19 protein-coding genes are annotated in these 25,741 nt (G+C 65.2%); 3 read left to right on the top strand and 16 right to left on the bottom strand.

Annotated features, from left to right (window positions below):
• Nucleotides 1-6 precede the first annotated feature (6 nt).
• From ACEN9Q_RS25520 to ACEN9Q_RS25595, 16 genes are all read right to left on the bottom strand, one after another.
• Nucleotides 7-771, bottom strand: coding sequence for a peptidylprolyl isomerase (locus ACEN9Q_RS25520; RefSeq protein ID WP_056437318.1), 765 nt, complete (start codon nt 769-771; stop codon nt 7-9).
• Nucleotides 772-854: 83 nt separating this feature from the next.
• A complete protein-coding gene (locus tag ACEN9Q_RS25525; protein ID WP_495626475.1) occupies nt 855-2,552 on the bottom strand; it encodes a hypothetical protein in 1,698 nt (565 codons plus the stop codon).
• Nucleotides 2,549-3,448, bottom strand: a complete 900-nt coding sequence (locus ACEN9Q_RS25530) for a toxin-activating lysine-acyltransferase (protein WP_495626476.1) — start codon at nt 3,446-3,448, stop codon at nt 2,549-2,551. Before ACEN9Q_RS25530 ends, ACEN9Q_RS25525 begins: the two co-directional genes overlap by 4 nt.
• Nucleotides 3,439-5,157 (bottom strand): hypothetical protein, encoded by a 1,719-nt coding sequence (locus ACEN9Q_RS25535; protein ID WP_495626477.1) that lies wholly within the window; start codon nt 5,155-5,157, stop codon nt 3,439-3,441. Before ACEN9Q_RS25535 ends, ACEN9Q_RS25530 begins: the two co-directional genes overlap by 10 nt.
• Nucleotides 5,154-6,176, bottom strand: a complete 1,023-nt coding sequence (locus ACEN9Q_RS25540; protein ID WP_495626478.1) for a toxin-activating lysine-acyltransferase — start codon at nt 6,174-6,176, stop codon at nt 5,154-5,156. Before ACEN9Q_RS25540 ends, ACEN9Q_RS25535 begins: the two co-directional genes overlap by 4 nt.
• A 16-nt stretch (nt 6,177-6,192) precedes the next feature.
• Entirely contained in the window at nt 6,193-7,299 is a 1,107-nt protein-coding gene (locus ACEN9Q_RS25545) for a TraB/GumN family protein (protein WP_495626479.1), read from the bottom strand.
• An 86-nt stretch (nt 7,300-7,385) separates the two neighbouring features.
• Complete coding sequence (locus tag ACEN9Q_RS25550) at nt 7,386-7,766, bottom strand: hypothetical protein (protein WP_157201736.1); 381 nt, start codon at nt 7,764-7,766, stop codon at nt 7,386-7,388.
• Between the two features lie 363 nt (nt 7,767-8,129).
• Nucleotides 8,130-9,392, bottom strand: a complete 1,263-nt coding sequence (locus ACEN9Q_RS25555) for a glycosyltransferase (protein ID WP_495626480.1) — start codon at nt 9,390-9,392, stop codon at nt 8,130-8,132.
• Complete coding sequence (locus ACEN9Q_RS25560) at nt 9,389-10,969, bottom strand: alpha-amylase family glycosyl hydrolase (RefSeq protein ID WP_495626481.1); 1,581 nt, start codon at nt 10,967-10,969, stop codon at nt 9,389-9,391. The genes ACEN9Q_RS25555 and ACEN9Q_RS25560 overlap by 4 nt, the downstream gene beginning before the upstream one ends.
• A gap of 8 nt (nt 10,970-10,977) precedes the next feature.
• The gene (locus tag ACEN9Q_RS25565; RefSeq protein ID WP_495626482.1) at nt 10,978-13,074 is read right to left on the bottom strand and encodes a peptidase domain-containing ABC transporter; all 2,097 of its coding nucleotides are present in this window, start codon (nt 13,072-13,074) and stop codon (nt 10,978-10,980) included.
• Between the two features lie 18 nt (nt 13,075-13,092).
• Complete coding sequence (locus ACEN9Q_RS25570) at nt 13,093-14,346, bottom strand: HlyD family secretion protein (RefSeq protein ID WP_495626483.1); 1,254 nt, start codon at nt 14,344-14,346, stop codon at nt 13,093-13,095.
• A gap of 434 nt (nt 14,347-14,780) precedes the next feature.
• Nucleotides 14,781-15,251, bottom strand: coding sequence for a DUF4405 domain-containing protein (locus ACEN9Q_RS25575; RefSeq protein WP_229412590.1), 471 nt, complete (start codon nt 15,249-15,251; stop codon nt 14,781-14,783).
• A gap of 7 nt (nt 15,252-15,258) precedes the next feature.
• The gene (locus ACEN9Q_RS25580) at nt 15,259-16,080 is read right to left on the bottom strand and encodes an FAD:protein FMN transferase (protein WP_495626484.1); all 822 of its coding nucleotides are present in this window, start codon (nt 16,078-16,080) and stop codon (nt 15,259-15,261) included.
• Entirely contained in the window at nt 16,077-16,613 is a 537-nt protein-coding gene (locus ACEN9Q_RS25585; protein WP_495626485.1) for an FMN-binding protein, read from the bottom strand. Before ACEN9Q_RS25585 ends, ACEN9Q_RS25580 begins: the two co-directional genes overlap by 4 nt.
• A gap of 22 nt (nt 16,614-16,635) precedes the next feature.
• Nucleotides 16,636-17,967 (bottom strand): putative porin, encoded by a 1,332-nt coding sequence (locus ACEN9Q_RS25590; RefSeq protein ID WP_495626486.1) that lies wholly within the window; start codon nt 17,965-17,967, stop codon nt 16,636-16,638.
• An 18-nt stretch (nt 17,968-17,985) separates the two neighbouring features.
• Nucleotides 17,986-19,203: a cytochrome-c peroxidase gene (locus ACEN9Q_RS25595; protein WP_495626487.1), complete on the bottom strand. Its 1,218-nt coding sequence runs from the start codon at nt 19,201-19,203 to the stop codon at nt 17,986-17,988.
• A 514-nt stretch (nt 19,204-19,717) separates the two neighbouring features.
• Between ACEN9Q_RS25595 and ACEN9Q_RS25600 the strand changes: the two genes are divergently transcribed.
• The 3 genes from ACEN9Q_RS25600 to ACEN9Q_RS25610 all read left to right on the top strand — a co-directional run bounded on the left by ACEN9Q_RS25600 (nt 19,718) and on the right by ACEN9Q_RS25610 (nt 24,876).
• Nucleotides 19,718-21,028 (top strand): hypothetical protein, encoded by a 1,311-nt coding sequence (locus ACEN9Q_RS25600; protein WP_495626488.1) that lies wholly within the window; start codon nt 19,718-19,720, stop codon nt 21,026-21,028.
• Nucleotides 21,029-21,260: 232 nt separating this feature from the next.
• A complete protein-coding gene (locus ACEN9Q_RS25605; protein WP_495626489.1) occupies nt 21,261-24,287 on the top strand; it encodes a TonB-dependent receptor in 3,027 nt (1,008 codons plus the stop codon).
• A gap of 376 nt (nt 24,288-24,663) precedes the next feature.
• Nucleotides 24,664-24,876 (top strand): hypothetical protein, encoded by a 213-nt coding sequence (locus ACEN9Q_RS25610; protein ID WP_495626490.1) that lies wholly within the window; start codon nt 24,664-24,666, stop codon nt 24,874-24,876.
• Nucleotides 24,877-25,741 lie beyond the last annotated feature (865 nt).

The raw sequence follows: 25,741 nt of genomic DNA on the forward strand, positions 1-25,741 counted from the left end.
CCACGCTCAGCGCACCGGACACGCTTCGATCACGTGCTCCTGTGCGCGCGCCATCAGCCACTCTTCGCGCAGCAGGCGGCGCACCTCGGCGGCCGTGTCGGCATCGAGCGTGGCGGGGTGCTTCGCGTTGACGCAAAAGATTTCGTAGCACGCGCCGTCGGGCGACGGAAACGGCCCGAGCAGCTCGCCCGCACGCGCATTGAACACGCGCGCCTCGATGTCGCCCTTGAGCGAACCGCGCAATACCTTGCCGATGAGGCCGCCCTGCTGGCGCGTGCCCTCGTCGATCGAATGCTCGCGCGCCATCTCGGCGAACGCGCCCGGCTCTTCCTGCAGCACGGACATCATCTCGCGCGCGGCGCCCTCGGAATCGAGCACGACGTGGCTGACCTCGACGCTGTCGAAGCGCGGCGAATTGAGTTTGAAATATTGCGCGACGGCGGCCTCGGTGCAGACTTGCTCCAGCATCTTGTCCTGGTACAGGCTGTCGGTGATGTAGGTCTCGAATTCGTCCAGGGAGACGCCGAGCGCGTCGAGGTAGTGATTGGTGTCGGCGGCGCGGTGCAGGCCGAGCGCGCGGCGGAATTCGTCGGCGCGCGCCTGGATCTGCTCGGGCGCGAGCACGAGGCCCGCCTGGCGCGCGGCGCGCGCCGTGAGCCGGTCGCGCACCATCTGCTCGACGAGTCCCTCGAACTGCCCGCCCAGCTTCAGCGTACGGATGAAGTCGTCCGTCGTGATCACTTCGTCGTCGATGCGCACGATGCCTGCCATGGTCACGCTCCTGCCGCCGGGTGAAGTCCGGGGCAGGTGTTAGAGCGTGCGGCGGGGTGAAGGTTCGCGCCGCATCGCGCGGTTCAGCGCATTATCTCCCGGACGGCCACCGCGCCCTCGAACGGCGGAGTGCCGTCGGCGAACGTCAGCGTGGACGGCGCCACCTCCGCCAGCGGAACGCGCACCCTGGCGCCACCCCATTCGCGGATGGCGAAACGCCGGGCCGTCCGCGCGTCCTCGAACAAGGCATAGCCCGCGTGACCGTTGCGTGCATGGCCGATCGGGACTGCGTCCGCCGGATCGTCGAGGCCGTCGCGCCGGTTGTCGACGATGGCCCGGCAGATGAACGCATCGGCCGTCTCCCGCGCCGCCGGCGTGGCGAGGCCGTCCGCGATCGCGCCGTGCAGCCGTGCCTTGAGGGCCTCGCGGTACAGGGCGGGACGGCCGCGCGTACGGAAGACGCAGCGGGCGCGTACGGCCGTGCCGGCGTCGGGCACATGGCGGTCGAGCACCCGGCGCAGGCCGGCCAGATGGGATGGGGGCGTCGTTTCCCAGACGCGCTCCAGGTCCCAGGCGATGCGCAGGCGGGGCGTTCCGCCGAAAATGGTCGTGTGTTCGCGCCGGTAGTGCGCGAGCAGGCGCGCGACGACGGCCTCCAGGCCGTCGCGTTCGTGGGACGATGTCTCGGCGGCGCGCACCGCGAGCGCGCGGGCGCGGTCCAGGCCGCACAGGCGCAGCAGTTCGCGGTCGACGACGAACCGGTAGTGCCGATACGCCTGGTCGAGCAGCCGGCCGACTTCGTCCGGCGCCGCGTAACGCGGATCGACGTAGCGACCCCAGTGCCGCGCCAACGCCGCCGCACCGCGCGCCAGCACGGTCAACTCTTCGCCATAGGGCAAATCTCCCCAGATCGTGCCGATGCTGGCCCATCCCGGCATGGCGGCCATCGCACCGAAATCGACCAGCTTGCCGTCGAGGCAAATGTTGGAGGTGCTGTCGCCGCAATGCGGCAGGCGATGCACCCAGGCGTACGCCATCTGCTCGGCCCAGCGCCACCACACGTCCCGGTACAGCCGGTCGAGCCCCGCCCGTCCGATGGCGCGGCTCGCCTGCGTGAAGAAACGGGCAACGCGTTCCTGGTCACGCGCCCCGGTCAGCGGGGTGCCGTCGTCGAACAGGTAGGCGCGTTCGAAATGTGCGGGCCGCAGGAACACCGGTCGGACCAGCAATGTGCGGCGCTCGATGAACGGGCCGTCCGGTGTCTCCCACTGCTGCACCAGGCCGGTGTCGATGATGCCCAGGGTCGGGACGGCGCCGTGCGGAAATTCGGCGGCGACCAGTTCGGACAGGATCGCTTCGCGCAGACACTCCTCCAGGTAGGCGCCGCCCGAGGCATGCGCCTGGTCGGTGCCGGCGCCGATCAGCGCAGTGCGGCCCGTTCCCTTCACGTGATAGCCGCCCACGACCGCCGCGCGGCCGCTGCCGCCGTTCCAGCCAATGCCGGTGCCGCCGTAGCGATCGGCCCAGCCGGTCACCGCCGCGCCGGATGGCGCATCGGCGCAGGCCGCACGTTCCAGCAAGTGCGCGCCATACGCCCGCGCGTCGTCCACGCCGGCCGGCCGGGACGGATCGTCGACCATGGCGCGCGGATTGAGCCAGACGATGCCGGCGTCCGCGCAACGCGCCAGCGTCACGGGCACCTGGCCCGTCGCCGCGCCGAACAGCCGCGCGGCGGTCGCGCCGTCGAATGCGTGGCACTGCGGATCGGTCGTCGTGTTCATGCAGCTTCCTCCCGTCGATAGCGGCGCGCACCGGCATATTCGGCTTCGATATCGGCCCGGCGGTGCGGCGCGGCGAGGATGTCCGTCACGCACCGCACGGTGCCGGCGTTCCAGGTCTCGGGCGGCAGCGCATGCAAGGCCGGTTGCCGCGCCAGCCCGTCGTCGTCCAGCAGCGCCCACGTCGCCAGGCCGGCCGGGGTGCCGCCGGCATCGTCATGAAAATGGTATTGGCCGAGTGAGATCGGGGTCCACAACCGGTGCTGGACCTCGTTCGGGCCCAGTCCCGCGAACCCGCCGGCGGCGTGGGCCAGCGTCATGCATTTGCCAAGCGTGATGGCCATGTGCAGCATGCCGCGCGCACCGTGGGCAAAATTCGGATAGGCCGCCACGACGGCGGCGGCGTCCGGCGGCGGGCCCACATGCCGCAACCGGCCCGCCAGCTCGGCGCGCCCCACCATCTTGGCGATGCGCCGCCCGTGCTTGTAGCGGAAATAGGTAACGCTGTCGGCCTGCGGCAGGATCGCGCTGCGCAGCGCGTCGAGCGCGCCGGTCACGTGGCCGTTGAAAGCGACGAAGTCGACGATCCACGGCCGCTCTCCGCCGCACAGCGCCGCCGCGGGCATGCGGATAAAACCATGGCGCAGCGCCGCCTGTTCGGCGTGCAGGTCGAGCCAGGCGAACGAGACGCACGCGGCGACCCGGCCGAACCCGTCGAACAGCACATCGCACTGCCCGGCCGATACCAGCGCCAGGTAGCGTGCCGCCAGATCGTCGAACGATGCCACTTTGTCGCCCAGGCAGATCCAGGCGAATCCCTGGCGCGCGAACCGCAGCGCCGCGTCATCCAGGCCGGGCCGCAGCGCGCGCGCCCATTCGTCGAGCCGCATCAGACGCATGCGTGATCCTCCTCCACATCATATGCGCCGGACAAGGCGACGGCACCTTCGAACGGCGCGCGCTCCGCATCGACGAACCGCAGCGACGACGGTGTCAGGCCGGCGATCGCATGGCTTGCGCCGGCGGCGTCTTCGTCGACCGCGCACAAGGTCCCGTCCTCATGACGGAACAACGCGTACGACGCCGCATCGCCGACGGCGAAGCCGACACATGCCGCATCCGGCAGCTCGCAATGCGTATCGCGCCGGTTGGCGGCCACGCCGGAAGCGATGAAGCGTTCGATCCGCTCCCGTTCCGGTTCCCGTCCCGCGGCCGACGGATCCAGTGCGCGGAAGATCGCGCGCCGCGCCGTTTCGCGATACAGACCGGGGCGGCCGGTGGCCAGCAGGACGCTGCGGCGCGCGGCCAGGTCGCGCGCGCCGGGCGGGACGATGCGCTCGAGGGCGTCGCGCAGCGGATGCAGATGGGGCGGCACGTCGCTCTGCCAGACCTTGTCGATGTCCCAAGGTGCGGCGCCCGCGGGGACGGCGTCGATCAGGTCGAGCCGCTCGCGCTGGCAGATGCCGATCAGCCGGTGCGCCAGCGGCCACCAGTGCGCCCCGGCGCGCGCCTGGGCGCCGGCTGTAGCGCGGTCGATGCCGGCCAGGCGCAGCATTTCCGTCACCGTCCCGGTGCGGAATGCGTGGTCGATGTCGCCGTGCAGCGCGTCCAGCGTCGCGGGGGCCGCCAGGCCGGCATCGAGGTAACGTCCGAAGAAATAGGCATGCGTGCGCAGTTGCTGTGGCGCGAGGCGGCGCAGGTCGTCGAAGGACTGGCGCGCCAGCACCGTCGCCGCATCCGCCCAGGACGGCACGGACGACGTGGCGCCGAAGTCCAGCATTTTGCCGTCGAAGCAGATGTTCGACATGGTGTTGCTACCGTGGACGATACGGTGAATGAAACCGTAGGCGAGCTGCTCGGCCCAGCGGACCCACAGCATGCGGTAGCGCGCGTGAAAGTCCGCCTTGCCCAGCAGGCGCTCGCTGGCGCGGAACATGTGGAGCACGCGTTCGCTGTCCGCTGCGCCTTCGGCCGGATTGCCGGACATATAGGCGGTGGCGCGGACGTAGTGGGCCGGCCGCACGAAGCAGGGCCGCACCACCAGCACGCGGCGCTCGATCTTGCCGTCGTGGGCCCAATGCTGGACCAGGCCCGTATCGATGATCGCCAGCACGGGCACGGCGGCGTGCGGGAACTCGGCGCGGACGACTTCCGCGACCATCGTCTCGCGCACGGCTTCCTCGAGGTAGGCGCCGCCGGACGCGTGCGCCGCGTCCGTGCGCACGCTGACCAGCGGGGTCCGGCCCACGCCCTTGACGAGATAAGCGCCGATGACCGCGGCCCGGCCGCTGCCGCCGTTCAGGCCGATGCCGGCGCCGCCGTAGCGGTCGGCGTGGGCGACGATGCGGTCGGCGGGATCGAAGCCATCGGCCCACGCCGCGTTGTCCGGCTCCGCCATCGCGTACGCGCACGTGGCCAGCAGGTGTGCCTCATAGGCTTCCGACGTGCCGCCCGGCGCCGCGTGGACGGGATCGGCCGCCGCGGCGCGCCGGTTCAGCCACAGCACGCGCGCGTGGCGCAGGCGCTGCAACGTCACCGGCACGTGCCGGCCGTGCGCGCCGAACAGCTGCGCGCCGTCGTGCGCGTCGAGCCATGAAAGATCGGTCATCGTGCCTCCTCGAACGCGTTACGCGCGGCCCAGCGCGTGATCGCCGCGGCGCCCGCGTCGCGTCCGACCCGCTGCACGGACGCGGCGCGCCCGTCGCGCGGCGGGGTGTACAGAAAAATGTGGCGCTGGTGCGGGAACAGGTCCGCGCACATGTCGTCCATGACCTGCGCACGGACCGGCGCCGACAGCAGCACGTCGCACAGGCACAGGATCCGGCCTTCGTTCCACTCCGAGACGTGCGCCGCGTGCAGCGGCGTGGCGGGCAGGCCCGCGACGGTGTGCGGCGACAGCCAGGCCCAGGTCAGCAGCCCGGCGGGCGTGCCGTCCGCGGCGCGATAGACGCGCACCTGTTCCAGCACGGCCAGGTCGCGCAGCACGGCGCCGTGCCACAGGGGCGAGCGCAGGCCGGGATCGCAGCGCCGCAGCGCGAGCAGGGACGATCCGAGCGCGATCGCGTTGTGCAGGTGGTCGCGGTGCTTGTCCAGCAGGGACGCGTTCGCGGCCAGGGCAAGGGCAGCATCGGGACGCGCGGCGGGGGCGCGGAAGAACGCGGTGCGGTCGGCGCGCGCGATGCGCTTGGCGATCCGGCGCGTGCCCCGGTAGCGGAAATAGGTGACCTCGTCGTGGTCGCGCAGGACGCGGTCGCGCAAGTCGGCCAGGATCGCGCGCAGGCCGCGGCCGTACGCAAAGAAATCGAGGATCCATAGCGCGCCTTCGGCCTCGTGGGAGAGGGTGGCGACGGCGTCCGGTCCGTGCGCGAGCAGGGCGGCGGTGCCCTGGGCGCTGGCCAACGTCCAGTTGACGAAGCCGATGCCGCGGCCCATCGCGTCGACATAGAACACGTAGCGGCCGCTGTCCAGCGCGGCGAAGGTCGGCTGCAGGCAGCGGCCGAGCCGGGCGCCGCCCCAGCGCGGTCCGAGGAAGTTTACGGCCAGGCCGAGCGCCAGCGCCTGGCGCGTGGTCGCGTCGGCGGCGATACCCAGCCGGTCGGCCAGGTCGGTCAAGGGAAACACGTTCATCGGTGCAAGCCGGTTTTCAGGGGCGGCCGACGAGGGCGCGCAGGCGGTCGGTCCAGGATGGCCTCAGGAAGCCGGCGATGTCGGCCGGGCCGCGGATCGCGGTGACGGTATAGCCGCGCTGGCGCAACTGGCTGATCAGGCCGGGTTCGCGCTTGCCGGCGATGCTGAGGTCGGGCAGGTGCAGGGCACCGGCGATGATGAAGGTCCGGCGATGTTCCGTCATGGCGCGCACGATGACGGGCACCCACGCGCGGGTGCGCCGCCTCAGGCTCACGTCGATGATGCCGGGGCTGTAGTCAAACATCATGCCTTTGTCCCGCAGGAGGCGTGTATCGGCGGGCAGCATGTCGATCGGGCATGCTTCGGCACGGTCGATACAGCGTACGCCGGCGGCAAACACGCGCCCCATCGGCGCGGCCAGCTCGCCGACTTTCGCATAGGTGGGATCGGCCTGCTTCATGCGCAGCAGGCGTGCCGCCTGCAGCACGTTATCGGCCAGGAAGTCCTGGCGGTCGGCCGCGCTGGCGCTGCAAAAATCGTTGCGCTGGTCCTTCAGCACGTTCAGGCCGACCGTCTTCTTGGCGCTGCCGCCCAGGGCGCGCAGGCGGAACGATGTGCCGGCTCCGAGGTGCGTTTCGAGCGCCTTGTCGTAGTCCGGACCGAGGGCATCGATCGTGAAGCGCGTCAGGTAAGTCGAGGTGAACAGGAATTCCGGAATCAATTGCCAGCTATCGAGCCAGTTCGGCACTTCCAGGCCGTTCGCGCGGGTGGCGGCGATCAGGGCGTCGAAAGCGGGCGCCAGGCGCCCGGTGCGGCGGTCACCGGGACCGCTCATGCACGGCGCGCCGCGCTCGAAGGTCTCGTTGCGCATTTCCTCCGGCCCCATATAGGTTTCCATCACGGCGACGTCGGCCGCCTGATAGCTGGGCTGGACGACGGCGTCGTAGTAACCGTCCTGCTCGACGGCCGTACCGAAATGCGATTCGGCCACGAGCACGGCCTGGGTCTTGCCGTTGCTGACCAGCCAGGCACGCGGCAGGAAGGTATCGGCGGCATGTGCACCGGCGCCCGCCAGCATGCAGGCCGCGGCGCCCGCGATGAGGCGGCGAATGGAAAATGTCATGTGGATGGCGTATTGAAAAAGACGATGCCGGGCCGGCATGCGCGCCGAGGGGACTCAAGCGCGCACACCGGTCCGGCGATGACGGCTTAGCGCGACACGACAGGTGCGCTGCAGCTGCCGTTGATGCAGGTGACGGTGGTCACCGTCGGCGCGCCGTTGTAGCTGCCGCTGACGCTGCCCGGGCCATAGCTGCCCGATGCGGAAACGCCCGTGGCCGGAGTGACCGTTTGGGTGATGACCACGCCTGGGGAGGTGGTGACGACGGTCGACACGCCGCCCGCGCCGCAGGTCTGCGTCACGGAGGTGCTGCCGTTGTTGTTGCTGTACGGCTGGCACGACGAGCCCGACGACGAGCCGGAGCTGCCGCCGCCGATGCCGAGCAGGTCTTCGATCGCGCCGATGGCCGCATCGACCCAGCCGTCGCCACCCGAAACTGCCGCCACTTCCGCGCTTGAAATAATACGCATTATCTGTTATTCCTATACATGGTTTATGAATGCATTCGTTTCCGAATGCGACGTTGCCCCGCATGCCGTGCTGACATCACGACCTGCGGTTTTCGCTGGTACGGCCGGTTCCGGCCGTACCGGTGAATCCTGCGGAATTCGCCGTCCGGCGCCATTCCAGAAATCTTCCCAAAAACCCGCACTGCGCAATCAAAGATAATCATTTATATTCTTTAATCTGCGAGCATGTTATTTAAAACAATCTGAACAATCAATAGCAAATCGGGATTTTTTTTCGAAAAAATTATCCTGTTATTTTACGTTTTCAAAGCGCGTAAATAACCCTGCCGATCAAGGCATTATTTATTCGAATACGCGATTTTTTTAATTCAAAAAATTACGGTAGATCGTTTTAATTTTTCTCGCCGCCACTTTCCACTCCAGTTCCGCGACCGCATCTTTTGCCGCGCGCGCCGTCATTTCCGCCAGCGCAGGGTTGTTCCGCGTCCGGAGCACCGCTTCCGCGATCGCATCCGTATCCGCCGGATCGACGCAAATGGCGTCCCGCATGACTTCCGCCACGCCGCTATTGCGCGACAAGACGACGGGTACGCCCGATTGCGCGGCTTCCAGCGCGCCGATGCCAAAGGGCTCCGATACCGATGGCATCACATACACACTGGACGCCGCGAGGAGCGCTTTCACGCCCGGCGGATCCAGAAATCCGGGAAAATCGATTTGACGGGAAATGCCGAGTTTATTGGCCAGCGCTTTCGCCACCGGCAGTAAATCGCCGGTTCCGGCCATGACGAAACGCACGTCGTCCTGCCGGTCCAGTATTTTTTTTGCGGCATGCAGAAAATATGCCGGACCTTTCTGGTGCGTGATCCTGCCGATAAAGGAAACCCGGAATATATCGCGTTGCGCCGGCAGCGCGGCATTCTCGATTTTTTCTACACCATTGTGGACCACTTCAATTTTTCCGGGGGCAATCCGGTATTCGCGTACCAGGACCTGGCGCGTATATTCGCTGACGGCGATGATCCTGTCGGCCATATACATGCCGAACCGTTCGATCGCGCCGATATTCCCGTTCCTGGAATTTCCCGCACGGTCCGGCTCGACCGAATGCACGTGTACGACCAGTGGCCTGTTGCTCGCCTGTTTGACCCGGGCCGCCAACAGAAACGTCAGCCAGTCGTGCGCATGGACGACATCGAAGGGCTGCGCGGCGGCAAGCAGGTGCGGCGCACTGTCCGCATAGGCCAGCGCATCCGCGATGGACATTCCCTGGTAGGCACCCGACAGGCGTCCGTCGACACCCGGTGCGGCCATCCAGAGCGCGTCTTCGTCGTCCTCATGGAATGCGGCCGCAACGTCGGGCGGAACGAAACCGGCGAAAAAATCGTCCAGCCGGCGCCGTTCCGGATCCGATCCCGCGGCGCGGCCGGGTGCATCGCCCGCCAGGCTTCGGGCGCACAGGAACGACACGCCGCGTTGGCGCTCGCCGCCGCGCAACTGCGGCATGACGAAGGCGATGTCGACGCCGCCGGCTTCCGTCAAACCGCGCACGAGCCCCTGGCACGCCGTGCCGAGGCCACCCGTGATATGCGGCGGAAATTCCCATCCCAGCATCAGGACATTCATGGGCGCGGCTCCCCGGCGGCTGCGCTTTCCAGCAGCACGCACCCCGACGACTCGACGTCGACCCGCCCGCGCCGCACCGTGAGCTGCCGGCCGGAATACGCATCGCACAACCGTTCGCCCTCCGCGAACACGCCGGATACCGGAATCGACACCGGGCTGCGGACCTCCGGCGCGACGATGACCCGGTCGCCGCTGCAGGCATCGATGCGCGCGAAGACATGGGGCGCTTTCTGCAGGCACGCATGCGTGCCGCGGGCCAGCGCGACGTGGCGCGCACGGAAACGGCCCAGCTTGCGCCAGTGGGCAAGCACGTCGACGTCGATGCGGTCCCAGTTCATGTCCGAACGGGTGGCCTGCGCCGGGTCTGCCGGTGTGCAAGGCCCAGGCGGGCGGGCGGTTTCGTCGCCATATAAAATCAGCACGCCGCCCGGCGCCAGCAACAGCGCCGTTCCGGCCGCAATCAGGCTGCCGCGGTCGCACAGCCGGGTGTCGTGCGACGATACATAGGACAGGACGTCGTGGTCGGGCCGGCCGGCCAGGCGCTTGGCGTAGGCGCGGTACAGCGTGTCCAGGTCCGGCGCCCGTGCCAGGTGCGCCGGGAACTGGAAATTGATCAGGTTATCGAATCCGAAATCGAAATAATCGCTGCGCTCGATGCCGTGGCCGAACACCTCGCCGGTCATCCAGAACGGTGCCGTGTCGATCGCTTCGGCCGGGTGCGCGCGCTTCCAGTCGGCGAGCGCCGTCGTTGCCGCTTCCTTGAGCGCATACCAGGCGTCCAGTTCCACGTGCCTGGCGGAGTCGCAACGGAAGCCGTCGATGCCGAAGTCGCGCACCCAGGCAGTGAGCCACTCGACCAGGTAGCCGCGCACCGTCGTGCCGGGCAGGTCGCGCGCTTTCGATCCGGGCTTGTTGGCCAGGAACGCGGGCAGGCGGACGCATGCCTCGCTCTCGGTCCGGAAGTCCGGCAGGCCGCTGAGGAGCATCGTCAGGTCGTCACCGCCGCCGGCGGGATAACCCGGGTAATCGCCGCGCACCCAGTCGGGGCCCCACCAGGCGGCAAAGCCGGCGCTGGTCTTGTCGAGATAATCGAAATAGGTCGCGGGCGTCGCGTCCCGCCAGCCGGCCTTGAGCACCGGGATGTCCAGCGCGTGCATGGTGTCCAGGTCCGGATAGCCCGGGTGGTTCAGCACGATGTCGAGTAACACGCGGATGCCGCGGCGATGCGCGGCGTCGACCAGGTTTTTCAGGTCCTGCGCCGTGCCGAGGCGTGCATCGACCACGGTGTAATCGAGCGCGTAATAGCCGTGATAGGCGTAATGCCGGAATCCGCCTTCGCCCGGCACCCAGCCGCGGATCTGTTCGTACGGGGCCGAAATCAGGATGGCATTCACGCCGAGCGCGCAAAACCAGTCTTCTTCGATTTTACGGGTGATGCCGGCCAGTTTCCCGCCGTGGAAGGTGCCGATGGCGTCGCCATCGACGCGCGTCAGGCCGTGTTCCCTGGCGGGATCGCAAAAGCGGTCCGTCAGGATGTGATAGACGATCGGGTTGTCGTGGAAGGTCGGATGCGTCATGTCGTGCCTCACGCGGCCATGGCGGTATCGATGCGCACGTCGGCGATCCTGCCGCCTTGCAGGGCGACGACCCGTTCGGCGGCCTCGATCGTTTCGCGCCGGTGCGCCACCATGATGCGTGTCAGGCGCATGTGGCCAAGCGCCTGGTTCACCTTGTGTTCGTTGGCGACGTCGAGGTGGCTGGTCGCCTCGTCCAGCGCCAGGATCTTCGGCTGTTTATACATTGCGCGGGCCAGCAGCACACGCTGCTTCTGGCCGCCGGACAGACTGCTGCCCAGGTCGCCGACCAGGGTCTGGTAACCCATCGGCATGGCCGCGATTTCGTGGTGGATGGCGGCCAGGCGGGCGCACTCTTCCACCCTGGCCTGGTCCGCCCTGGCGTCGAAGAACGCGATATTGTCCTGCAGCGAGCCCGCCAGCAGGACGTCTTCCTGCATCACCGTGCCCACGAGCTGGCGGTAGGCGCGCAAGCCGAGTTGGGTGATCGGGATGCCGTCGACGAGGACCTCGCCTTCGTCCGGTTTCAGCAAGCCCAGGATGATCTTGCACAGCGTGCTCTTGCCGCAGCCGCTGGGCCCGGTCAAGGCGACGCTCTGGCCGGCCGGGATATGCAGGTCGATCCCGTTCAGCACCCACGGCTCGCCTTCGGCGTAGCGGAACTTGATGTTCCTCAACGTGATATCGCCGCGCAGGCGGCCGAGGTCCGATTCCGGCGCCGCTTCCTCCTCCACCGGTTCCTGCACGATGTCGGCAAGGCGCTCTGCATGCAGGCTCAGCATCTTGAGGTTGACGAACAGGTCGATCAGGTTGAACAGGCGTCCGGAAAACGTTCCGGCATAGCTGGTGAACGCCATCAGCATGCCCACCGTCAGGGCGTTGCGCATGACGGCGTCCGCGCCGTAGTAAAACAGCGCCAGTCCCTGGCCGCTGAAGATGGCCGTGTTGGCGACCTTGAACACGATGCCCAGCTTCTGGGTCTCGACGTCGCGGTTGATCACGTCCTGCTTGAGGTTTTGCCAGCGCGCGCGGCGCTCGGGTTCGCGGCCGAACAGCTTGAGCGGCGTGATGGCGCGCAGCGTTTCGAGGAAGTGGCTGTTCTCCTTCGCCGACAGGACCAGGCGCTCCTGCGACGCTTCGCGCAGCGGGTGATAGAACGCCCAGCGCAGCAGCGCATACAAGGCGACGGCCGCCAGCACCAGCGCCGACATGGTCAGGCTGTACATCAGCATCATGCCGAGTGCGAACAAAGCCATCAGGCCGTCCAGCAGGCTTTCCACGAACAGGCTCGTCAACGTGCCCTGGATCGCGCCGATGCTGCCGAAGCGCGACACCACGTCGCCCAGGTGGCGTTTCTCGAAATAGGCGGCGGGCAGGCGCGTCAGATGCGTGAACAGGCGCGTTGCCCACTGCTGGCCGATGTCCACGCTCCAGCGCATCAGGAACCAGCTGCGCGCCAGGCCGATGGCGGTCTGCGTCACCGTGAGAAGAGCGAAACCGAGCAGCAGGATCTTGAGCAGGTCGCGGTCGCCGCTGACGATGACCTCGTCGACCACGAACTGGTTGAACAGCGGCGACGCGATCGCGAAGATTTCCAGCGCCAGCGCCAGCGCGATCACCTGGACGAGTGCGCGCCGCAAGCCGGCGACATGGCCCGTCAGGTCGCGGATGGCGATCTTCTTGCGCTCATCCTTGACGACGAAATCGGCACTGGGCGTCAACTCCAGCGCCACGCCGGTGAAATGCCGGGAGACGTCGTCCAGCGCCATCCGGCGTTCGCCGACGGCCGGATCCAGCACGGTCACCATGCGTTTTCCGCCCAGTGTGCGGCTGACCCGCGTGAGGACGACGAAATGGTTCAGGTTCCAATGCAGGATGCACGGCATCTGCAATTGATCCAGTTCCTCCAGCTCCAGTCGCAGCGGCCGCGCCGCCAGTTGCAGCGCGGCGGCGTGGCGCATCAGATGCTCCAGCGTGGCCCCCTTGAGACTGACGGAAAACTGCCGGCGCAGATCGACGAGATCGATGCGATGGCCGTGGTGGTTGGCGATCATGGCCAGGCTGGCCAGGCCGCATTCGCTGGATTCGGTTTGAAGTATGACGCGCATAAAAACGTTGGTACGGATTCAGTAGGAACGCATGGCGAGCAGGGGCTCGGCGATCCATTCCCAGATCTTGCGGCTGTCCTGGAGAACGTCGGCTTCCAGGGTCATGCCGGGTTTGAGGACTTGCGGATGCCCGTACACGTCGATGTACTGTTTTTCCGGACGCACCCTGATGCGGTACAGCGCCTCGTTGCTGTTGAAACCCAGGAGGTTTTGCTGGGCATTCGACAGGATGGTGCTGGCCAGGTTTTGCGGCAGCTCGTTCGGCGCGAACGGGGTCTTGCTGACGTCCGTGACGACGCCTTTCTGCAAGCCGAATTTTTGATAAGGAAAGGCCTGATAGCGCAGCAGCACGGTCTGGCCGGGTGCGACGAAACCTGCGGTCCGGCTGGGCGCATACAACTGCACCTCCAACTCGGGTGCCGCGCCGGGCGGCGTGCCCTGTTCCGGAATCAGCGTCGCCAGGACCTGGCCCGTACCGACCGCCTGGCCCGGTTGATAGGTGATGGTCGTGACGACGCCATCCTGCGGTGCCGTGATCAGGAACGATTTGCGATTGCTGTTTTCCGCCACTTCCTGCTGGAGCAGCGCCTTGGCCTGCTGGAGCTGCGTCAGGTCGCTTTCCAGGCTGGTTGGCTGCGCGGCCAGTTCCGCTTCCACGTCCTGGCGGCTGGCGCGCAACTGCACCTGGGTCCGGCCCAGATTGCTCAGGCGGGCGCTCAGGTCGATCAATTCTTCCTGCTTTTGCTGGGTTTGCGCGGACGAGACATAACCGCTGGCCTGCAAGGTTTCGAATTTGCCCAGGCTTTGCTGCGCCAGATGCAGCCGGCGTGTGGCCAGTTCCATTTCCTGCGCCAGCTGGGTGCCTTCGGCATCGAGCGCTTGCAAGCGCTGGGTCAGCGCCGCTTTTTTTTCCCGATACTGTGCCGTACGCAGGCGCTGCTCTGCCTCGAGACCATGCGCCCGGCTGGCCAGTTGCCGGGCAATCAGGAACGACAACTCGCCATTGCTGCCCTGGCGCTCGGTCGACAACTCGAACAATGTCGCGCCGGCCCGCACGTGTTGGCCTTCGCTCACGACATTCCTCACCAGGACGCCGGCGCTCGCCGCGCTGATGCCGACAGTACCTTTCGCTGGTATCAATATACCCGTCACGTGCGCTTTCTTGGTGACGCTGCCGAGGCAGACAAAGGCCAGGAAGGCGGCGGAAATCGCGATCGCCACGCCGGAAACGAGCCACGACGAGATTTGCTGGGCGAGACGAATGGAACCCATCCATTGATGACTCAACGAGGCTGTGACCTCGGGGCGAAACAGGGACGATTGCTGTATTTCGTTTTGCGACATAGGCCGAGATTCGAGTGCGATTACTTGCCGAAATGCGTGAATCCCAAGCGCAGCCCACGGCGTGCCCGGGTGATCTAGACAACTTTACGATCTTGTATCCAGATGTGTCAAAAATATATTTTTTTGTACTTTTGTTGTTAAGTGACAAATAGTTAGTTTCAGAAAGAAAAATGTATGTTATGTATTAACATTACATTTAACCCGTTTTGAGTGCGACAACGTAGAAACAACGGGCAAGCGAAGAATAGACGAGACGCCTGGAATGTAGTTTTCCAAGATTCTTTTTTTTAGACAAGAACAGCCGGCTAAGCTCGTTCCAGCAAATGTGAAGGGATCGGCGGGCTGTTCCGCCGTTGAGGGAATCAGTCGTGCACGCTGCGCCGTCCGACCAGCACGTGCGCGACGAACAGCACGGCCACCGCGAAGCCGACGCTCCAGTGCAGCAGCGACCACACTGGACGGTCGCCTTCTCCGGCCACGTAATACAGGCCGTAGCCGGTCAGGGTCAGGAAGGACAGCGTCGCGATCATCGCCCAGCCGGTGAGTGCATTCCGCCCGGCCCGCAGCGCCCGGCGCACGTGATGGTGCAGCAGGCTGCCGACGAAGAACAACGCCGCCATCGCCGCCGCGCCGTGCAATTTCATGGCCCACGGTTCGAGCGGATTGACCGATTCGCCGAACTCGGTCACGGGGCGCAAAAAGTAATGCAGCACCAGCCAGGCCGCGCCCGACAAGAGCAGCAGGATGCCGGTCGCGTAGACGCTGCGGCGATGCCAGCGTTCGAGCTTGAAGGATAACAGGCGGCCGGTGGTCGTGCCGGGCATACGGGTCATAAATAACTCAGATCAGGAATGCGGTGGCGCCGAGCGCGGCCAGGGCCGGGTGGGCGCAATCGCCGGTCGCCAGCACCACCTTGGTCAGCGCGTCCGCCACGGCGCAGCGGCCGGCGCGCACGGATGCGCTGGCGGTCGATACCAGCGGGTGACCGTCGCGCGCGTCGAGCAGGGCGCTGACCACGCCGCCGCGATGTCCGCGCGCCGAAAAATAACTGCCGGACGTCGCCAGGGCCGCGCCGCACAGCATTATATGCCGCGCCGCCTGGCCGGGGGCACCGGGCGCGCGCACCGCGACCGGCACCTGCATCGTACCGAAGGCGCGCAGGTCGCCGCCGGCATTCACGCAGCCGCCCGGCACGCCCGCCTCCTCCAGGACGGCGACCGCGGCATCGACGACATACCCCTTGGCGATGCCGCCGACGTCGATCCAGCCCGCGCCGCGCTTGCGCACGTCGCCTTCGTCGTCGAGCGCGAACACGGCGGCCGACGTGCGCGCGGACGGCCGTGCCTGCTCCGGCGCGGGAGACGGCAACATCTGGCGATCGACCAGCCAGGGCGCGCAGGCGATGTCGAAGGCGCCGCCGGACAGGTCGGCGATTTCGCCGGCCAGCCGCAGGACGTTCCAGGTGGCGGCATCCACGCGCACCACGTCGCCCGGCAGCGCACGGTTGATGCGCGCGATGTCGCTGGCGCCGTCATGAAAGCTCATCAGCCGGTGCAGGCGCGCGATCTCGGCGAAGGCCGCCGTGACCGCGTCCTGGCTCGCCGTTCCCTCGACGCTGATGTCGACGAGGGTGCCGAGCCAGGGCTGCGCGCGGCGGATCATCTGGCCAGCGCGACCTGGGCCACGGCGGCGATGCGGCGCACGCCGTCGGTGACGTGCGTGCAGGACAGGGTGGCGCCGCTGATGTTGTTGATGCCGCCGCCGATGCGCAAATCCCCGCTCCTGGCGCTCTTGCCGACGAATTGCCGGCGCCATGCGGGCAGCCGGATCTCGCTGCCGTGGCTTTCGCGGTACGCCAGGATTTCGACCTGGCGCACGCTGGCGTCCGGGTTGACGCCGACCGCGTAGGAGATCAGCTCGAATTTGCCGATCACGTCGTCGAGCACCATATAGCCGAGCAGTGTTTCGCCCTTGTAGGCGCCGACGACACGCCATTGCACCGAACGCGCCGGCAGCCCGGCGATCTGCTCGACCTGGCGCATCTGTGCCAGGTCCAGCGACAGCGGCCGGGAACGGAACGCGTCGGCTTCCGGGAACATCAGCTTTTGCGCCTGCTCCGGGCTGAGGTATTGCGTCGCGAAGGCCGGCGCCGCGACGGCGACGGCGCCGAGAACGATCAAGGGAACATAGCGCATGACGATACCTCCGGAAGGCCGATCAATAGGAGAAGCCGACGCCCAGGTTCACCCGGTCGAGCGACTTATCTTGGCGGAATTTCTGATAATCGGCCTTGAGCACGACGCCCTGCGCGACCATCAGGTTGGCGCCGACGGTCGCGACGCGTTCGTACGGCGTGGTCGGCACGCCGAGGCCCGCGGGCTGCGACGCATACGTGCGGGCCGTATTAAAACTTTCGAAACGGGCGAACGGACTGAGCGCATAGTCGGCGTTCTGCCAGAGGTGATAGGCGGCCTGCAGGTACCAGCCGGCGAAGCTGCTGGGGACTGGCACCGGATTGCCGACGAAGGTGGCGTTGAGCGCCTCCGTATTCGAGATGTGGCCGTAGGCCCACAGCGCCGACAGGTCCCACGCGCCCGGCGTGTAGCGGGTGTGCAGCTCGGTCATGGTCACGCGCGCGTCGTCGCCGGCGAAGCCGGGCGTCGCGTGACCGGCCTTGCCCGTGAACACCGAGCCGCCGACGAGCAGCCCCGGGTAGCCGCGCCAGTTGAGCGCGCCGTGCAGCGACAGGTCGCGCGACTTGGCCAACTGCCCTTCCTGGTGGATGGCGCCCAGCGGCGATTCGCGGCCCTCGTCGGATGCCGGGTCCCACTTGGTCAAGTCAAAACCGGTGGTGAGGCCGGTGTCCCAGGTAAAACCGTCGCCGAACTCGCCCGACAGGCCGACGCCCGCTTCGCGCCAGGTCGTCGGGATGATCGCCGTCTCGACGAAATTGCGTTCGACGCCGTAGTAGGCGGTCGGCTCGTGATTCTGGTTCAGGAGGCCGACGGGCATCAGGTACAGGCCGGCCTTGCCGCGCAGGCCGGCGCCGAACTCGCGCTCGACATATAACTGCTCGATGGCCGATTCGCCGCTGTCCGTGGCCGACGCGATCGCGTGTTCCCACTCGAACTCCGCGACCACCTTCGTCTTGTCGTCGAAACGGTGCTGGATGCCGATCACGGCGCGGCGCAGGTCGGTCTGGGCGCCGCTGGCATTGCGCACCGGGTGGTTGTAGTTCACTTCGCCGTAGCCGGAGAAGACCGTGTCGGAGGCCGGGGCGACACTCGCCATCGACACCGGCGCCGCGACTGCCGGCTGGGAGGTTGCGGCGGGTGCGGCGGGCGCGGTCGACGCCGCGGGCGCCTCGGCGCGCGGGGCCGCGGCAGCCGCCGCCTGCGCACGCTGCGCCGCGAGTTCGGCCTTCACCTGTTCCAGTTCGGCGGCGAGCTGCTCGACCCGTTTCGCCAGGTCGGTCTGCTGGGCCATGGCCGCGACCGGGGCGGCAAGGAATGCGGCGGCCAGTGCCGCACTGATGACACGTTGTTTCATGGAGGTCCTTGGATGAAGTTAGTGTGGATAGCCGTCGGTGAGGGTGCCGAGGAACTGGACCAGATCCGCGATCTCGGCCTCGTTCAGTGCCGGGGCCATGCCCGGCCGGCGGTTGTACGGCACCTCGGTCGTGTTGACGTTCGCGCGCAGCGCCGGCGGCAGGTCGTCGAATTTGTCCACGGTCCCATCGGCATTGACGGGATACCAGCGCTCCGGATTCGTATCGCGCGTGACGTAGAAGCGGACGACGTCGGTCAAATTGGTGAACGCACCGTTATGGAAGAACACCTTGCGCGTCGCCACGTTGCGCAGGGTCGGCACCTTGAAGGCGCCGCACAGGTCGATGCGCGCGACGAGATCGGTGCGGTCGGGGCCGCACAGGCCCAGGTCGAAATAGGCGGGATCGCGCGTGGCCGGGATGCGCGCATTGCGCGGCACGCCCAGGTTGTCATAGCTGAAATCGGTGAACAGGGGCGCGCTGCCGTCGGCACCGCGCGCGCTCGTATGACACGCCGCGCAATTGCCTTTGGATGGATTGTTGAACAGCGCCAGGCCGCGCAACTCCGCATCGGACAACGTCGCTTTGCCGGCCAGGAACAGGTCGTATTTCGAGTCGAACGGGTGGAAGCGCGGGTCCTCGTTCTCGAATTGCTGCAAGGCGAACTGGGCGCGATTGAACGCCTGGTCGACGTTATCAAAAATGTTGTCGCCGAACGTGGCCCGGAATTGCGCCGCATACGACGCGCGCTGCAGCCGTGCGACGACATCCGCCTTGCTGGCGTTGGCCATCTCGTGCGCCGCCAGGAACGGCCGCTCGGCCTGCTCCTCCAGCGTGCGCGCGCGGCCGTCGCGATCGAAACCGCCGACGGGCGTGCCGTCCGCCTCGAAGTGGAATGCCGGCGTCTGCTGCATGTAGCGCAGCGACGGCGACGCGCGGAAGCCCGGGACGTCGCCGTTCGGGCCGCCGAGCTGCACGGCGAAATCGTTGGTCGGACCGTGCGCGTTGTCGGGATTGTGGCAGGTTGCGCACGACTGGCGGCCGGAAGCCGACAGTGAGACGTCGTTATAGATGCGCTCGCCCAGGACGGCGCTCGGGCTGAACGACGACGACATGGTCCCGGCCGTCGACGTGGGAGACCGGGGCGTGCCGTCGGCGCCGCCGCCGCAAGCCGTGACGCCAGCCGCAAGAAGGATTGCCAGGAACAGGGGAGCACGGCGAGACGAAGGGCGACGCATACGCAAACGATAATAAGAATCTAAATGAGAATTATTCTAATTTGTAGAAATGTACTTGACAACGTACGTACTGAAATCGACGGGCAATTCTCGGACTGATGTATCCGATTAGCAACGATCGCCACCGCGGGCCCCTTCTGCGCCGAGGGGCCTCCTGTCGGCTAGTAAATTTCATGTCCTACATTAAAAGTTATTGTAATTGCGGCATGCCACCGGCCAATGGCATCATAAACTACGCAAATGTCTGCTATATATAAAAAACAATAACGCTGAAGTTCGCAAGGATTCCGATCGGAGTCCCCATGCTGCCTCGGCGCCAGGATTGCACGCCGGGGAACCAGCCGTCCCGTTACCAGTCGCGTACATCCCCTTTCAGACGCATCCACCCTGGCGTGCGCATCCCGTGCGGCGCGGCGACTCTGACGCCGCGCTTCGGCACGGTGTCGCGAGATCCATGAACAACGAGTTAACACAACAGAAAGCAGAAAGGAATACCACCATGAGGAGACCAGCGATGAAGTTCGAGGTATCAGCGATTGCGCTTGGCTGCGTCGCGCTGCTGAGCGGCTGCGGCGGCGGTAGCGGCGGCTCGAGCAACGGCGGCTTGGACCAGACCATGACCTTCCCACTCCCGTTCGCGGGCCAGGCAATGATCGGCGTGCCGCCCAATACGGCGACGGCCACGCTGACAGCGACGGCGAGTTCGGGCGCGACCGTGACCTATACGTCGAACACGCCGACTATTTGCAGCGTCAGCGGGGATCAATTGTCGCTGCTGAAAGCGGGTGAGTGTTCGGTGACCGCCACCCAGGCCGGTTCGAACGGCTATGCGCCGGTCTCGCAGCGCCAGATTATCGTCGTTCCCAAGAATCCTCAGGTTGTGGCCAAGTTCCCCAACCCGGGTTGGCAGCCCGTCGGTGCTGCGCCGGTGCAACTGGCCGCAAGCTTCAACTCGGGTCTTCCGGTCACCTTCACGAGCAAGACGCCGAATGTGTGCTCGGTCAGCGGAACGACGATGACCACGCTCGCCGACGGCATGTGCACGGTCACCGCCCAGCAGGCCGGCGACGATGTCTATGCGGCGACGGCGGTGGACAGGAACATTCCGGTCGGCACCGAAAAGCCGGCCATGCTGAATTTCGCGAGCGGCTACAAGGACAACACGAGCACCAAGGAAGGCCTCCTCGGGCACTTGGGTAATCAGTGGTGGTGCCAGCAATGCGACATCGCCGTTCCCGGTGACGGTAGCAGCCTCACCTTTACCACGTCTTTCGATTCGGCTCCGCAACCATCGGACTGGAACTATAACTCGGCGTCGTTCTGGATGTTCGGCGCCGGCATTCTGGACGCCAGCGATCTCTATTCGCCCGACGGCACGTACCAGTTCGGCGTCAAGGCTTCCGCTCTCAGCGACCCTTCCAAGCCCAAAGGCACACAGATCGACATCCAGTCGGGTCTGCATTTCAATCTCGCGCAAAACCCCGAATGGTTCGGTGCGGCCAATAACAAGTTCAACGTCGAACTGACCCTCGGTCACTTCAACCTCAACAAGGTCGACGCCAATGGCAACGCATGCGCCGTGGCCCTGCAGGCCACGGTGCAGCCAGCCGCCGCCGCCGCCGCGGACTACAGCATTGGCCTCAAGGATCAGTTCACGATCAGCCAGACGTGTGACCTGACCGGGCTGGACCTCTGGGATGAGCTGCAGCATTACCCGGTCGTCAAGCTCAGGTTCACCGCAGTACAGCCGAACGCGCAGGTGGCCAATGCATCGGGCAAATACGTGACCCAGTTCAAGCTGACGGGCCCGATCTACTTCCAGTGACAGCAGGCTGATTTTTACAGCCGCCGCACGGCACGGTGGCAACCAAGGCATACACAAGAGGACACAGATAATGACAAGAGTTGAGACGAAGATCGTGAGGAAACCGATCAAGATGACCGCGCTGGCGCTGGCCGCGGCGCAGGTCGCGCTGCTGTGCGGCTCCGCCGCGCACGCGCAGACGGAGACGCCGGCGTCGGAACAGAGTGCCAAGGACGGCGCAACCAACACCGTCGTGGTGACCGGCCAGCGCAAGCAGCTGGAGACCGCGGCGGCGATCAAGCGGAATTCCGACCAGATCGTTGATTCGGTCGTGGCCGACGAGGCCGGCAAGCTGCCGGACAAGTCGATCACCGAAGTGCTGCAGCGGGTGGTGGGGGTCACGATGGACCGCAACCGCTCGCGCCAGGGCGCCAATCTGGCCGCGAACGGCCTGGAATTCAACGTCGAAGGCTCGGGCATCCAGGTGCGCGGCCTGTCCTGGGGATCGTCCACGCTGAACGGGCGTGAATCCTTCTCGGCCGGCTGGCCTGGACGTGAATTGAGCTGGGGTGACGTGCCGCCGGAACTGATGGCGGGCGTGGACGTGTACAAGAACCCCTCGGCCGAACTGATCGAAGGCGGCATCAGCGGCCAGGTCGACCTGCGCACGCGGCTGCCGTTCGACGCCAAGGGCCAATATGGCGCGCTGACCGCCTCGGGCAATTATGCCGAGCTGGGCAAGACCAAATCGCCAGGCTTCTCCGGCTTGTATTCGAACCGGTGGAAGACCTCCATGGGCGAATTTGGCGCGCTGGTGGATTTGTCGCTTAACAAAACCAGGAACCGCTTCGATACGCTCAACCAATCCGTCTATTATCCGAGGAGCGGTCTCATTCCAGGCCAGACGGCGTGGGTGCCGGTCGGCGCTGACTGGGGCACCACCACCGGACAAAACCAGCGTACGGGCATCTATGGGGCGTTGCAGTGGAAAAACAGCAGCATGGAGTCATCGCTGACATACTTCGATTCCGCTTTCCACGAAACGACGTATAACAGCGAGATCGGCATTTCCGCCAGCTCCAACTACGGCGATCCCGAAGATCCCTACAAGGTCGTGTACACGGACGCCAAGTTCGACAGCAACGGCGTCTTCCAATCGGGCGTACTGAGCCATCCGCTCGGCGGCAGGGGCGCGAACCAGTTCGCGGACGGCGGCATCGGCACGAACGTCACGCAGAATTACCGCGATGTGCATGGACGCACGCGCGAACTGGCCTGGAACTTCAAGTGGCGGGTCAATGAAAGCTGGACGTTCCAGAACGATCTGCAATGGGTTCACGCCACCAATTCCGGCGATTACGGCATGATCAACCTCGGCACCTTCGCGCCGAGCATCGGCATCAATGAATCCGGCTCGCGGCCCTCGTACTTTTTCGATGACAAGACGCGCGCTTTCCTGGCCGATGCGGGCAACTACTATTGGGGTATTTCGCAGCCTGAAGTCAACAAGGCCAAGGCGGATCTGTATGCGTGGAAGGTGGACGGCAAATACAGCTTCGATCATCCGGTGCTGCGCGATTTCCGCTTTGGCTTACGCGTGACGGAACGTTCTTCGCGTAAGGACAAGAATGCCGGGACGGGTTGGAAATCCTACGCCGAAGACTGGGCCGTGCTGCCCACCAAGGTGGCGGGGCAGTTGCCGAACGTCTCCGATTTGAGCTGGCAGCGCAGTAACTTCGGCTATATGAGCGACCCGAAGTATGCGGCCCTGGGCACCGTCGTCCCCTACACGTTCCCCGACTTCTTCAATGGCAGGATGTCCGCGCCGCCAACGGTCATCGTACCTGCCATGGCGATGGTCATGGATAAACCGGCCGCGTACCGGAACTTGTTGACCGCGCTGAAATATAACTGCATGGACGACAATGCGATCAAGGGCGGCAGTACTGATTGTTCGACGGCCGGCAGTGACTGGAAACCGGATGGCTACAGCAACGATCCGCAATACGTCAGCAAGCACAACGAAGGCACCCAGGCCGTGCACGGCACCCTGCGCTTCGCCTTCGACGACTGGAAATATCCGGTGGAGGGCAATGTGGGCGCCCGCGTGGTCCGGACCAGCACGACGGCCCACGGCTACACGGTGTTCAAGCCACAATATAGCCAGACCACCAATCCGAACGTTCCCCGGTTTGGCGAGGTCGACGAGCCGCTCGATCTCAAGGCCAGTCACGTCGACGTGATCCCCAGCCTGAACCTGAAGGCGAACCTGACGGACAAGCTGCAGGCGCGGTTGGCGCTGTCCCGCGGCATTTCCCGTCCCGGCTTCGATCAGATGCAGGAATACATCACCCTGTCGCAGAACGTGATCAACGACCCCAACGACAGCAAGAAGATCAGCACGATCACCTACACCGGCAAGAATGACGGTAACGTGAATTTGCAGCCGCTCAAGTCGAACAACTTCGACGTGTCGCTGGAATGGTATCCGAATCCGGGGCAGTCGCTGACCGCCGCGGTGTTCTACAAACAGGTCAAGGACATCATCCTGTCCGAAACCTATACGAGGACCTATAAGGATCTCGCCGGCGAGGATATGGACTTCACGATCACCGGGCCGGCCAATGCGGCCAAGGCCAGGGTGCGCGGCGTCGAGCTGGCCGGTATGACCTACCTCGATCACCTGCCTGGCCTGAGCGACAAACTGCCCGACTGGGCGAAGGGTTTCGGCGTGTCGTCGAACTTCACCTACATCGACGGCAAGCAGCAACTGTATCACCCGTTCAAGTCGGATTATTGCCCGTCCGGCGCCCTGACGGGTAGCGCCATGCTGTTTGGTTGCGACACCAACGGCATGCCATTCAAGGATATGCCGCTGCCGTACATGTCGAAGCGCGCATTCAACCTGGCGTTCATGTACGACCACGGTCCGGTGTCGGCGCGCCTGGCTTATAGCTGGCGTGACCGCACGCTGCTGGCGACGGGTGTCTACGGCGCCAGCGGCAGCAATGGCACCAGCGCCGATCCGGCGCGCGCGGATGCCAACGGCAACGAGCCGACGGACGTGGGCTGGGGCCTGCCGGTCTGGCAAGAGCCTGTGGGCCAATGGGATGCGGGTATCACCTACCGCTTCAGCGACCACTTCTCGGGCAGCTTCAATGCCAGCAATCTGACGCGTACCGTGACGAAGCAGACGAACGAGCAGCTCCCCGGCAATATGGGTCGTTCCTGGTTCGATCCGGGCCGCAGCTTCCGGGTACAGGCGGCGTACGTGTTCTGACCTGAGGCGACGCGCCGGCGCGAGTCGGCGCCGTGCGTGATGTCGCAGCAAGGGCGGCCCCGGTATCCGGGGTCGTTTTTTTTTTGGAGAGGGTTTGCAATGAAATCGGTACTCATCACGGCCGCCGCATTGCAGGCCGAGGCGGAAGCCAATTTCAACGCAGCGGCACTCAAACTGTCCGGCAAGAACTGAGCGGACAACATCGCCAAGGACGACGAATCCAACACTCTCGACGATCTGTTGGACTGGAACCAACATACAGCAGTGTAAACGCCGGACTACCGGTTACGCCGCGACAGGCATGCTCCATGCATATCCACAAGTGGGCGCGTGAAATGCGCTCCATCCCATTTCCGACCACTTGAGGAGAACTATCATGAAGACCTTGACTATCGAAGACCTGCCCTTCAACGACGCGGCAAAAGCCGTCGAAGGGGTGCGCTCACTGTCGCCCGAAGAAATGAAGCGGGTATGCGGCGGCCGGGCGATCAGCGTGCTGGTTGACGGCAGGTCCGGCGGCGTCGTGGACGATTTCTCGCTGAATATGGAAATATTCAAAGGGAACATCGGCGGGCCCATGGTGCTGTAAACCTGGCACCCCGATGTGGGCGCCCAGCTTGCAGGCCAGTGGTACGGCCGGCAAGCTGGCGGGGTTTGATAAGGTGTGCACCGATAAAAAGTCGGCCACCGCTTTCCTAATAAATCAAAGGCTTACACCAAGTGTAACGGCCTAGTTTTGAAGAAAGTTTGCCACAGAATCCGGCTGTCACAACCGAAGACAACTTCTCGCAATAAGAAAGTTCGCTACAGGAGACAGGACAGCTGCAAGCTCATACTGACGCCCCATCCTCAAGTACGTCTAAAAACCGTTCGACGTACGTGCAGCAGATGAGCGAGCAGGCCAACAAAGAAAGGCTTGATGAATATCTGCGCGGCGCTCGTAGCGGATCTTCAATCGGCGATATCGGAAGCCACCCAAGTCGATCGTACCGATGACGCGGAGATCTTCGTACTATTGCTTGCTGCTACGCTCATTTAGAATGAAGGCCTCAGCGCGTAACGCTGAGGCCTACTGAGCAGTGTCACACTCTATTAGTTAGTGTCACACTTTATTATTTGCTCACGCCACATAATGGGATAAGTAAATAGAAGCGCTTCGGGAAGCGCTTCTTGAGACCACGCCTCTCCTGGTAACCCTCTGATAACACAAAAGAATTTTATTGGCTGGTCAAATTTTTACCAAACGTTTTCAATGGCCGCAGACCCGCGCCCGGCGCCACAACTGGTGTCACGTCCGGTTCTGCCGGCAAAAGCGCTTCGGCCCGCATGCGCGCTGCCTTCTACGCTCAGCAGACCCCACGGCTCCAAGGCTATTGCCAAGCATAGCCCAGCCGTCTTTACAATCGAACTTGGCCATTCACAACGGCTTGCTCGGCCTGTTCAGCACTGCAATT

It is taken from the genome of Massilia sp. Masssp93 (assembly GCF_059491295.1).